The sequence below is a fragment of the Butyrivibrio sp. genome, from assembly GCF_024699075.1.
In genome coordinates, this window is the sequence record NZ_JAILQF010000403.1 from 1 (window position 1) to 11,974 (window position 11,974).

Genomic DNA, 11,974 nt, shown 5'->3' on the forward strand with positions numbered 1-11,974 from the left:
CAGATAAGTCCAGGGTATTTGAAATACGTTACCCATACTGACTCTTATCGCCCTTCTTGAAAGCGGATCACAACACCCTTTTGTAAGAAGAATTGCTTCTACATTAAAAGCCGCAGCGCTTCTGAATATGGCACCTATATTCGTAGGATTTAATACTGTATCAAGAATCGCTATTCTCCTGCAGCCTTCGATTATATCGATATCTTTTTTTAGATCCGGTCTTCTCATGACAGATAAGATCCCGCCTGTAAGATTATAGCCCGTGATCCCGGAAAGCCTGTCATGCTCTGCTACATATACCGGAACTTCTGAACATTTATCATATTTATCATTATCTATATTCTTATGATCATCTTCAGAATTCTCTTTTGCAACTTCATAAGAATAAGCGCCTGATAGATTTTCAATAACTCTTTTATATTCTTTATTATCAAGCTTTTCTTTTTCCACAAGAACAGATATTGGTCTGCACCCAAAATTAAAAGCTCTTTCTATAACCTTAAGGCTCTCTGCAATAAAAACTCCGCCATCCGGTTCATAGTAGTGGCGAAGCTGTGATTCATTTAGATCCTTATATACTGATAAACGCTTATCATCTAAATCATCGATATGCACTATTAACAAAACACACCTCTTTGACATGCTCCCGCGGTTAAAACCATGGGCTTTTCCTCTTACTTATTTGTAAATATTTTAAATATCCAGCAGAATACTTTATATTTCCCTACAATTATACAGGACTGATGCACTTTGTCACCAGTCCTGTATATTTATATTGCTATAATTTTTATGCGCATATATGTAATACAATAAAGCTTTTTCATATTATGACGAAGGTATCAAAAGTTCCTTTTGCCACCACATGAATGAGATTATTTACCTTGCCCCTACAACTTCACTTCTGCTTGTGCTATCTATCATTTTAATGAACTTCATGATCTCATTAAAATCAGTAATGATCCTTTCGGAATTCTCACAATCAATAAACATTGCAGGCGCTGTCATAATACCATATTTGACTGCAAGGTCATGTCCTTCCTGATCCATGGCGCTTATAACCTGGTATGATACATTCTTTTTGTCCAGAGCCTCTTTGGCCATACGACATCTTGGACAGTCACTTGTAGTAAGAAGTGTGATCTGATCATCTGATACATTCATTCCCGGTTCATCATTGTTTTCATCTATGATCTCCAAAACTGTCTCAGATTTCATATTGCTATCAGGTGTCGTATTTGAAAATGATACATTTTCAAATGCAGAAGCATAATTTTCTCTGGCAACTTTAGCCTGCTCAAATTCCTTCTCGATAGCATTCATAGTCTCTTCCTTGTTCTTATCAACAAGGTTTATTATCTCGGAAGCACTCTTACTTACGATTCGTGTCATGTTATAGGTTCTTCTGTCTTCAAATTCCTGAGCTTTACCAGCATTCCAGTTGCTTACAGGACGATAATAGCCTGTGATCCTTGAATATGTCTCAGCTTTGCCACCACATACAGGACATATACTTGTTTCGCCATTAATATATCCATGATCTTCGCAGATTGAATATGTAGGAGACAGAGTAAAGTAAGGAAGCCTGTAATTTTCAGCAATTGTCCTGACAGATTTTGCTGCCTGTGTCCAATCAGGAAGTCTTTCTCCAAGGAATGCATGGAATACAGTTCCGCTTGTATACTTGCACTGAAGGTCATCTTCTTTATCAAGTGCATCAAAGATATCATCAACTGATCCAACCGGCAGATGTGAAGAATTGGTATAATACGGTGTTTCGCCGCTTCTTCCGGCTGTAATTATATCAGGATAATTTCTTCTATCCATACGAGCCAGTGTATAGCAGGTTGACTCAGCAGGTGTAGCCTCAAGATTGAAGAGGCATCCGTACTGTTCCTGATAATCAGAAAGCTTATTTCTCATAAAATCAAGAACTTCTCCTGCCCATTTAAGAGACTTCTCAGATGTAAGATCCTCGCCAATCCATCTTGCATTAAGACATGTCTCATTCATTCCTACAAGACCTATTGTTGAGAAGTGATTCTTGAATCCTGCCTTAAGATATACCTTTGTATAAGGATATGCTCCCTTATTAAGATACTGGGTTACAACTCTTCTCTTGATATCAAGTGATCTTGCAGCAATATTCATTGCATACTCAAGTTCCTTGTAGAAATCCTCCTCGCTTGCAGAAATATATGCAATGTGTGGAAGATTTATTGTTACAACACCAATAGAACCTGTGTTTTCACCGGCACCAAAGTTACCACCATTTTGTTTTCTGAGTTCTCTAAGATCAAGGCGGAGTCTGCAGCACATAGATCTTACATCAGATGGCTTCATATCTGAATTAATATAATTGGAAAAATAAGGTGTGCCATACTTGGCAGCCATCTCGAACAAAAGTCTGTTGTTCTCTGTATCTGACCAGTCGAAATCCTTAGTGATCGAATAAGTAGGGATAGGATACTGGAAGCCTCTTCCATTAGCATCACCGGCTATCATGACTTCAAGGAAAGCCTTGTTGATCATATCCATTTCGCGCTTACAATCACCATATGTGAAGTCCTGCTCCTTGCCACCAACTATAGCCTTTTGAGGAGCCATATCCTCAGGAACAGTCCAGTCCAGAGTTATATTAGAAAATGGACACTGGCTTCCCCATCTGCTGGATACGTTAGCACCAAATACAAATGACTGCATGCACTGCTTAACTTCCTGATAAGTAAGATTGTCAGCCTTAACAAAAGGTGCAAGATATGTATCAAAAGATGATACTGCCTGAGCACCTGCCCATTCGTTCTGCATGATACCAAGGAAATTAACAAGCTGCATAACTGCAGTAGATAAGTGTGATGCAGGGCTTGATGCAATCTTGTTGGGAACACCGCCAAGGCCGCTCTTAAGAAGATCCTTAAGAGACCATCCTGCGCAGTATCCTGCTGCCATACCCATATCATGAATATATATTTCACCATTACCGCCATCTACCTGACAGAGTGCTCTTATTTCAGGATCATATATATTCTCCCACCACATCTTGGTGATAGCTTCTGATTCAGCAAGGATAGCAGCACCCATTGTGCCTCCTGCTGTAGAAGCATTCTGATTCTTGATAATGTCCATAGCCTGGCAGGGATCATCATCACTTGCGTCATCAGCACTTCCAAGTGATCCATCAACCATACCAACTGCAAAGTTCTTGACCTCTTTGGTTATACCTCTTATAACCTTGTGAGTCTGTCTGTACAGGATAAAAGATCTTGCTGCAGTATAATATCCGCCCTTCATAAGAGCTGCTTCTGCTGCATCCTGAGCCTGCTCAACAGTAACGCGAAGATCCTTGTCTGCACAGTTAACATACAGATCCACCACTGCTGCCCCTGTAAGTGTCTTTAGATCCTTGTCAGAATACTGTGCCTTAACAGATTCAAGAGCCTTCTGCATAGCTGCCGTGATCTTACCTTCATCAAATCTAACCTGTGTACCGTCACGCTTTACGATAGTGTTAATCATTGTAAACCCCCTTATACTATTACGACCGGAAAGTCAGAAAAAATCTTCATACAACATGATCTCTCTGTCAGTCCGTTAGCTTCCAATCACATACGTGTCCATTTGCCATCGTTTCTTTTACATCTATAAGCCTTTGGTTAGTACTACCCCTGTACAGACAATCTTCGGATTTAAGGTCTATCTCAAACCTCCCATCTACAAGAACATCTGTCTGTTTTAAAAGTTCTATAGCTCCTTCTGGTGCCATTCCATCTATGATCTGCTCATATGTATAGCCTGTATAGCACCATACGGAAAGTCCCATGTTATGACATTCCTTAGCTATAAATGCCGCATCATATGGCTGCATAAATGGATCTCCGCCCGATAGCGTAACTCCATCAAGAAGCTTTGTATTTTTGATCATCATGGTAAGCGACTCTGGTTCTACAGCTTCTCCCCCGCAAGGATCCCAGGTGTCCATATTCTGACAATAAGGGCAGTGATGAGTGCACCCCTGAAAGAAAACCACAAACCGTATACCAGGTCCATTAACCATTGAATGTTTAATCGTTCCAGCTAGTCTCATATATTTTTGGTATTTAGTGAAAAAAACAGATTTATCCCTCAAGAAAAATTATACCACTATATCTTGTATTTGCACCACTTATTTTTCTACAAAATGTAGTTTTCCAGATTTTAAGCTACTTTGTCGCGCAAAATTAATTTTTTTATGTATACTGATACGATTCTTTTAAACACTTTTCACAAATATACGTAAAAACGTTTTTTGCTCTTGATTTTTAATGTGTTATCATATCTAAGTAGTAAAGTAATTTTATATACAATAAGTATTATAGGAGAGGTATCATGATTTCATTTCTAACAGACCTTTTAAACAATAAAGTATTTGTATCTGCCGCCTTGGGCTGGTTCATAGCTCAGGTTGTAAAAGTCATAATAGACTCTGTTAAAGACGGCTTTAGCGTTAAGCGTCTTGTAGGCGGAGGCGGAATGCCAAGCACCCATTCTTCTATGGTAACAGGGCTTTTCGTATCAAGCGCTATAGTATACGGCGTATCATCTTTTGAATTTGTGATAGCATTCTTTTTTGCAATGGTCGTTATGTATGATGCAATGGGCGTTAGACTTACAACAGGAAAAGAGGCCTATATTCTCAACAAACTCAGAGAACGAGATCTTGCTGAAAATAAAGAACCTCTTTACGAAAAAATTCTTGATGAAAAGATGGGACATACCTTTCCGGAGATAGTCGCCGGCGTTATAACAGGCACTATATGTGCTTTAGTAGTATGCCTTATCATTCATTAATATGATCCCAGCCCTGTGAGATGATGGTACTTACATGTTCATCAGCAAGGCTGTAGATTATATTTCTTCCTTCACGTCTTGCTCCAACAAGCTTAGCCTGCCTTAACATTTTGAGCTGGTGAGATATGGCAGACTGCGTCATACCAAGATCTTCAGCAAGGTCTGTTACATAGCATTCACCTTCTGAGAGCCTGAACATAATACGAAGTCTTGTTACATCTCCATAGGCTTTAAAAAGATCCGCAAGATCTATAAGCTTTTCATCATCTGCATTTATGCTCTTTGGTATTTTAAAATGTTCTGCCATATTACTGCTCCATTTCTATTTCTTGTAAATTGCTGCTTTTAATTTCTTTAAAGTTTTTTGACAAAAAGGGCTCTTATTGCATTTATAACAGCTATTATAAGAACACCTACGTCTGCAAATACTGCAAGCCACATATTTGCAAGTCCAACTGCTCCAAGTATCAGACAGATAAACTTAACGCCTATTGCAAATGCAATATTTTCATAAACAATACGCATACACTTACGCGATATTTTTATTGCTTTTGATATAAGCCTTGGATCATCGTTCATAAGTACAACATCTGCTGCTTCTATAGCTGCATCTGATCCAAGAGCTCCCATGGCGATACCTATATCTGCTCTTGAAAGTACAGGGGCATCATTGATTCCGTCTCCAACGAAAGCAACTTTTCCCTCTTTACCATTTTCATTAATGATGCGTTCAATCTCAAGTACCTTATCCCCTGGTAGAAGTTCGCTTCGTACTTCATCAAGGCTAAGGCTTTTCGCAACTTCATTAGCAACAGCCCTTGCATCACCACTTAACATTATAGTCTTTTTGATGCCACATGACTTAAGTTTTTTGACTGCATCGTCTGATTCAGCTTTTACTACATCTGAGATCAAAATGTGACCGGCATATTTATTATCTATTGCCACATGAACAATAGTACCTGTATGATGACATGGAATAAAGTCTATTCCAAGCTCTTTCATAAGCTTTTCATTACCTGCTGCAACTCTTTTGCCATCTACAATTCCGGTAACACCTTTACCGCTTATCTCTTTGATATCAGTTACAAGCTTTCTGTCTACTGTATCTCCATAAGCCTTCTGAAGACTCTTACTTATAGGATGAGATGAAGAGCTTTCAACATGAGCTGCATAATATAACAGTTCCTTATCCTGCATTGCAGAATGATGGATTCCATTTACTTCAAATACGCCTTTGGTAAGTGTTCCTGTCTTATCGAATACGACAGTTTTGACCTGAGACAACATCTCCATATAATTGGAGCCTTTAATAAGTATACCTTCTCTGCTGGAGCCGCCAAGTCCTGCAAAAAAGCTAAGAGGTATACTAACAACAAGAGCGCAAGGACAGCTTATAACAAGGAATATAAGCGCTCTGTATATCCATTCAGGCCACATAGGATCAAGTCCCATAAAAATAAGTCTTACAAGAGGAGGAATAAAGGCAAGTATCAGCGCGCTGTATACAACAAGCGGAGTATAGACTCTTGCAAACTTGGTTATAAACTTCTCTGATCTTGACTTTCTGGAACTTGCATTCTCTACAAGATCAAGGATCTTAGAAGCTGTAGACTCGTCAAATTCCTTAGTGGTTCTTATCTTAAGCTGACCTGACATATTGATGCAGCCACTTAAAACTTCATCTGACTCTTCTACATCTCTTGGTATACTTTCGCCCGTAAGAGCACTTGTATTAAGAGTCGATCTTCCGGATTCTATAATTCCATCAATCGGGATCTTCTCGCCAGGCTCTACTACAATTATTGTTCCAACTTTAACATCGTCAGGGTCTACCTTTTCAATACTTCCATCTTCATTTTCTATATTGGCATAGTCAGGCCTTATATCCATAAGATCTGAAATATTACGTCTTGACTTTCCTACAGCAACACTCTGGAACCACTCTCCTATCTGGTAAAAGAGCATAACAGCAATTGCTTCAGTATATTCGCCCTTTCCTAAAATAGCTACCACAATAGCACCAATTGTTGCTACTGCCATAAGGAAGCATTCATCAAAAGGCTGACGATTGATAACACCCTTTCCCGCTTTTATAAGGACATCATATCCTATGACAAAATAAGGGATAAGATAATATATAAACAGTGCTATGCCCTTAAGCGGAATGAATATTCCAAGGATCATAAGTACTGCAGCTATTATTATCCTTATAAGTGTCTTTTTCTGTTTCTTGTTCATAATATTTCCTTCTTGCTATAAACATATATGTCTTTATGTCTTTATATCTTTCATGTCATCTATCAGAATGTGATATCGCAGTCTGATTCAACCTTCTTACAATTCTTAAGTACATTGGGCATTACTTCATTAGGATCAGCTCCCTCTTCAAACTCTACCTTCATCTTAAGAGCCATGAAGTTTACAACTGCATCCTTAACACCCTCTGTCTTCTTAGCTGCATCTTCCATCTTAGCTGCACAGTTAGCGCAATCAACATCGATAACATAAGTTTTCTTCATATCATTCCTCTTTCTGCCCAAAAGGCTTTCTTGTGTTTTTAAAACATATGAGCATTTGTTCATATGTTGTATTTAATGTATCACTTTTTCATCCGATTTGCAACTCTTTTTTCGAAAAATCTCTTAATTGACCCAAAGCCAAAATGCTATAAAAAAGGTCTCAAAAGCTCCATATTCCAAATGCCGTCAACGCCTGCTCGAATAAAAGTTTTAGCTTGAAATGCGCATTTCTAAGGTCTATGATATAAAAGTTGAATTTCTACTAAGGATGATATACGAAAGGATTTTTTAAGCAATGCAGGCACTTGAAACTACTTTACAAAAACTCAAAATGTTATCAGATGACAACTACACTAAGGCAGTTGATGTGATCAACGGACTTCTTAGTATGCAGACTGCAACAACTCAGACAACTACAGTATCCGTCAACATGGTAAAAGAAGAAGATGAGAATCTTGACGAACTTGCTGATGACATCTTCAACAAATGTACTGCAGCCTTCGCAAGAATGGCCTAAATAATACTTCCAGATGGATCTTCGGATCCATTTTTTTATGTCCTTTAAAAACAATACTATTACTAAACTTCTCACTAATGAGAAAAAACGTTCAATAAAAAGGAGCCTAGCGGATTACCGCTAAGCCTCCTTATAAATTATTTTGGGCTTGTTATTTGATTCCCAAATTTCTTCATCGAAATCGCCTTTTCGTCGTTTTGAAATATCATTTTTATCAATCGCAACGTAAGAAAAATCAGTCAAGAATGGATCCCATTCGTTATATAAATCGCATACACACGCTAAATACTCTGTATCAGATTCATATATTGCATAGACCTTTACGGAACCGTATTCTTTTACTTCTTCCAATAAACGAAATATAACATCTGCATATTAAGAATTTTATTACTGTCGTTTCTATCTTATAATCAATTCTGTAGTACTAGAAAAGCTCATAATTGCTCCTTTATTATCTTCTAATCTAAAGCCTTCATCACATTCGTCCCAATAGCAATTTCTCTCAGTACCATCCTCCCAAACTCTTTTATACTCATGATCAAGCATGGGATTACCTGCCTTTACCATAAGCTGAAATTCTACATTTTTAGCCCAAGGATCAACTGTGATACGATACCCTTTATCTGTTTTTTCTATCTGTACACCTTCTTGAGCATTAAAGGTATATTCATTTGTCTTTACTATTCCTTGTTCTTTCTCTGTTCTTCTATAAACAGATCTGTTTTTTAATAAAACATCTCCGATCTCTTCATATTCCCATTTTTCATAGTGAAGATAATTTAAATAACTATAAGAAAATTGCTCAAATTTGCTTTTTAAAACTATATAATCACACTTGATATTATACTTTTCCTGCCTTTGCTTTAGATCATCAAAGGTATAACTTTCTAAAGAAAAGCTTTCCGGCAATTGTTCTATCCAACCGTTATAATATATAGTTGCTCCCCTGTCCGGATTATTTACATATTCTTTTACATCACCATTTTGAAGCACCAATTCACCCGGAAGACCATAATATTCAAAAAAAGCATCAGCCGTACTATCAAATGAACCTTCTCGAAGCGGTCTATAACACAAACAGGTATGGAATGAATCACCAAATATTGTATCAGATGGAAGATCAAAACTTTATCCCGAAGAGAAACTGTACAGTACTCATCTCCATAAGCAGTATAAGTATACTTCGTAGTCTCATTTATAATAGTTCTATTAGAATCATCATTACTTGAATTTGTTTCTAATCTATTATCTTTCTCCATGTTATAGTCGGAGCCAGAATCACTTTCACTATATGCCACATCAGAATTATCATCTCTATAATTATCTTGATGAGCACATCCGGTAGCCGCTATGATTGCTAATACTAAAATCGATATCTTTTTCTTCATTATTATTTTTGATTTTCCCCTAAAAACTATTATTCCTTTTATTATTTCTATTAACACTTTGTACAGACCAGTGTTACTTTCATAACATTCTCATTCATTTCCGCGAAAATATCACCCTTCATCTTGCTCATGAGTTTCTTGCAAATATATAGTCCCAGGCCGCTTCCCTGGCGGTTCCCAACATTGGATCCTCTGTAGAAACTATCGAAGATATGCTCCATTTCCTGCTCTGGAAGGTCGCATCCTGTATTTGATACTGTTATTAGTCTTGCTCCGTCTTCGTCTGCAAAGTCAATTCTTACTTCAACGCCGTCCCCGTACTTAATGGCATTCTCCATAAGATTTTGCATAACTTCGACGAATCGTCCCTGGTCGCCGTATACTAGAATATCACAATAGTCACCTATTACAAAACTTGTTCCTACTTCTTCAAACTTATCTCTATAATAATTTTCAATATCTTTGATCACATTAGACAGATAAAACTCACTGTTATTAACTTCAAAATTCATGAAGTCATCACCTGATGATGAGATGATCTTTGAGATATAACCCTCGATTTCATCCGACTTTTCATCAATCTTGATTGCAATCTCTTTTTGCTTTTCAGCATCCTTATAAAGATTCTTCTTCATGGCAGCAGCATAAAGCTTGATTGCTGAAAGCGGTGTTTTGGTGTCATGTGATAGAGACAAAAGAAACAGGTTCTTTTCTTTCTGAAATTCAAGATTCTTTTGTTTCTCCAGCTCAAGTTTTTCGCGGAGCATATCAAGTCCCCATATGAACTTTCCAAAATAGTGATTCCTGTTTTCTTTTAAGGGAATTGTAAGATTGCCCTTGGCAAGCTGATAGGGATAATCTGCTAGTTTATAGAAATTACGGATTATCACAAAGTATATATAAGCCATGATAAGGAGTATCATTATAACGACAAAAACAAGGATCACATTCATCCTGTGAATGCTGTCCCTGTGTACCTTTGTTTTATCTACTTCATATTCAATTCGATAAAGATTACCATCTATATTTCTAATGACATAGGCATTTTCTGAATTATAGAAATCAGATGTTCCTTCTTCATTAGCTCCTGTATTATCCGTGTTTGAAGGTTTTTCATCATAACTTGTAACACTAAGTATTGTCTCATAACCAGAAAGATCCGGATTCAGCTCTCCTTCATGAAGCTGCCTTTCCACACGGCTTATCTCAACTTTATAGATATTCTCAGCATCATCAAAATTCTGCGTCATAGAATATTCTGAAATAGCTATAACAACAAAAAGGATCAGAATTATCCAAATACACAATTTCAAATATGCAGCTTTTATATTATCTTTTTCTTCTCTTCCAATATTTGTCGCCAAGTCACTCGTACCTGTAACCCTTTCCCCAGACTGTTACTATCTTTTTAGGTTTCTTTGGATTTTCTTCAAGCTTATCCCTTAGTCTGTTTATGTGAACTGCAAGTGTGTGAAGATCTGATTCACTATCCATCCCCCAGATGGTATCGAATATATACTGTTTCTGAAGCGTATGCCCTTTGTTCTCCATAAAGAGCTTCATAAGTTCAAACTCTTTGACTGTAGCTTCTAGAGCTACGCCGTCCTTAAGTATCTTCTCCTGAACTATATCAAGAGTAATATCTTCGTCACTAATAGTATCTGTTGCAAGTCTTCTCTTAAAGATGCCCTTGATCTTGGCAATAAGTATATCAATATCATAGGGCTTTTCTATATAGTCATCAGCGCCGGATATAATTGCTTCAAGCTTATCGCCCTTGGCAACCTTGGCGCTGACCATTATTACAGGTGTATTGGACTTCTCTCTGACTTTATTAAGAATATACATTCCATCAAGCCCCGGGAGCATTATATCCAGTATTAAAAGGCGCGCCCCGTACATTTCGTACAGGTCCAGCGCCTTATTGCCATCTTCTGCGGCAGAGACAACATACCCCTCCGCCCGCAGAAAATCTACCAGCATCCCGCTTAATTCTTTATTGTCTTCAACTATGAGGATATCGACCATTTTACCATCCCATTTCCATAAGCCAGTTATTTAATTCTATTTCGCGGTCGCGAAGCTTTGCATTTCTGTCAAAAGCCCCCAGCTTGTATTCCCCTTTAATATTGCCATCAACAATATAAAGTACTCTGCTACACTTAGCTGCCACCTTAACATCGTGAGTAACCATCATTATTGTAGTTCCTTCGTTATTGAGCTTTACAAGCTCTGTCATAACTTCATCTGATGATGTGCGGTTAAGCGCTCCTGTCGGCTCATCTGCAAAGATCACCTTTGGCTTATTGATCATACTTCTGCAGATGCAGGCCCTTTGCAGCTGTCCACCTGAAACCTCATTGATGTCATTATCAGCTATGCCCTCGATTCCAAGCTTTCTCATGAGGGCGCGGCCTCTTTTTTCAGTTTCTTTCCTGCTTTCAGAATTCTTCTTTGATTTTACCGCAGGAAGGATAATGTTATCAAATACAGACAGATTCTTCATCATATACATCTGTTGGAAGATAAATCCCATCTCATCAAGTCGTACATCTGCCATATCATTTTCATTAAGTTCAGATAACTTCTTGTTGTTAAAAGACACTTCGCCAGCTGTCATCTTATCCATTCCGGATACTGTATATAGAAGCGTTGACTTACCCGAACCGGAAGGCCCCATGATACCTACCATCTCACCTTCATCTATAGAAAAAGATACATTA

Annotated in this window: 13 protein-coding genes; 2 read left to right on the plus strand and 11 right to left on the minus strand. The window is 37.8% G+C overall.

The annotated features are described in order from the left end of the window. The 3 genes from K6G87_RS16140 to nrdG form a co-directional block, all read right to left on the minus strand. Positions 1-615 (minus strand): TrmH family RNA methyltransferase (locus tag K6G87_RS16140; protein ID WP_296839595.1); only part of this gene is annotated, 615 nt, incomplete at its 3' end. A gap of 261 nt (positions 616-876) precedes the next feature. Beyond that, positions 877-3,513, minus strand: coding sequence for a ribonucleoside triphosphate reductase (locus tag K6G87_RS16145; protein WP_296839559.1), 2,637 nt, complete (start codon positions 3,511-3,513; stop codon positions 877-879). 67 nt (positions 3,514-3,580) lie between these two features. After that, complete coding sequence (nrdG, locus tag K6G87_RS16150) at positions 3,581-4,081, minus strand: anaerobic ribonucleoside-triphosphate reductase activating protein (RefSeq protein WP_296839562.1); 501 nt, start codon at positions 4,079-4,081, stop codon at positions 3,581-3,583. Positions 4,082-4,362: 281 nt separating this feature from the next. Here nrdG and K6G87_RS16155 point away from each other — a divergent pair, with 281 nt between their 5' ends. Further along, complete coding sequence (locus K6G87_RS16155) at positions 4,363-4,824, plus strand: divergent PAP2 family protein (protein ID WP_296839565.1); 462 nt, start codon at positions 4,363-4,365, stop codon at positions 4,822-4,824. On the opposite strand, the gene K6G87_RS16160 is transcribed toward K6G87_RS16155, so the two are convergent. From K6G87_RS16160 to K6G87_RS16170, 3 genes are all read right to left on the minus strand, one after another. Next, positions 4,814-5,131 carry an ArsR/SmtB family transcription factor gene (locus tag K6G87_RS16160; protein ID WP_296839568.1) on the minus strand — a complete coding sequence of 106 codons (318 nt, stop codon included), beginning with the start codon at positions 5,129-5,131 and terminating at the stop codon, positions 4,814-4,816. The two genes, K6G87_RS16155 and K6G87_RS16160, sit on opposite strands and share 11 nt — an antisense overlap. 47 nt (positions 5,132-5,178) lie before the next feature. Next, positions 5,179-7,065 (minus strand): heavy metal translocating P-type ATPase, encoded by a 1,887-nt coding sequence (locus K6G87_RS16165; protein ID WP_296839571.1) that lies wholly within the window; start codon positions 7,063-7,065, stop codon positions 5,179-5,181. A 62-nt stretch (positions 7,066-7,127) separates the two neighbouring features. Continuing rightward, complete coding sequence (locus tag K6G87_RS16170) at positions 7,128-7,346, minus strand: cation transporter (RefSeq protein ID WP_296839574.1); 219 nt, start codon at positions 7,344-7,346, stop codon at positions 7,128-7,130. A 295-nt stretch (positions 7,347-7,641) separates the two neighbouring features. Here K6G87_RS16170 and K6G87_RS16175 point away from each other — a divergent pair, with 295 nt between their 5' ends. After that, on the plus strand, positions 7,642-7,863 hold the full coding sequence (locus tag K6G87_RS16175; RefSeq protein WP_296839578.1) for a hypothetical protein: 222 nt from the start codon (positions 7,642-7,644) through the stop codon (positions 7,861-7,863). A gap of 120 nt (positions 7,864-7,983) precedes the next feature. Here the strand turns inward: K6G87_RS16175 and K6G87_RS16180 are convergent, their stop codons facing one another. The 5 genes from K6G87_RS16180 to K6G87_RS16200 all read right to left on the minus strand — a co-directional run. Continuing rightward, a complete protein-coding gene (locus K6G87_RS16180) occupies positions 7,984-8,214 on the minus strand; it encodes a hypothetical protein (RefSeq protein ID WP_296839582.1) in 231 nt (76 codons plus the stop codon). A 48-nt stretch (positions 8,215-8,262) separates the two neighbouring features. Then, positions 8,263-8,856, minus strand: coding sequence for a hypothetical protein (locus K6G87_RS16185; RefSeq protein WP_296839585.1), 594 nt, complete (start codon positions 8,854-8,856; stop codon positions 8,263-8,265). A gap of 445 nt (positions 8,857-9,301) precedes the next feature. After that, the gene (locus K6G87_RS16190) at positions 9,302-10,615 is read right to left on the minus strand and encodes a HAMP domain-containing sensor histidine kinase (protein ID WP_296839587.1); all 1,314 of its coding nucleotides are present in this window, start codon (positions 10,613-10,615) and stop codon (positions 9,302-9,304) included. 1 nt (position 10,616) lies between these two features. Then, positions 10,617-11,279, minus strand: a complete 663-nt coding sequence (locus K6G87_RS16195) for a response regulator transcription factor (RefSeq protein WP_296839589.1) — start codon at positions 11,277-11,279, stop codon at positions 10,617-10,619. A 1-nt stretch (position 11,280) separates the two neighbouring features. Beyond that, positions 11,281-11,974: ABC transporter ATP-binding protein (locus tag K6G87_RS16200; RefSeq protein ID WP_296839592.1), on the minus strand; the 694-nt coding region annotated here is incomplete at its 5' end.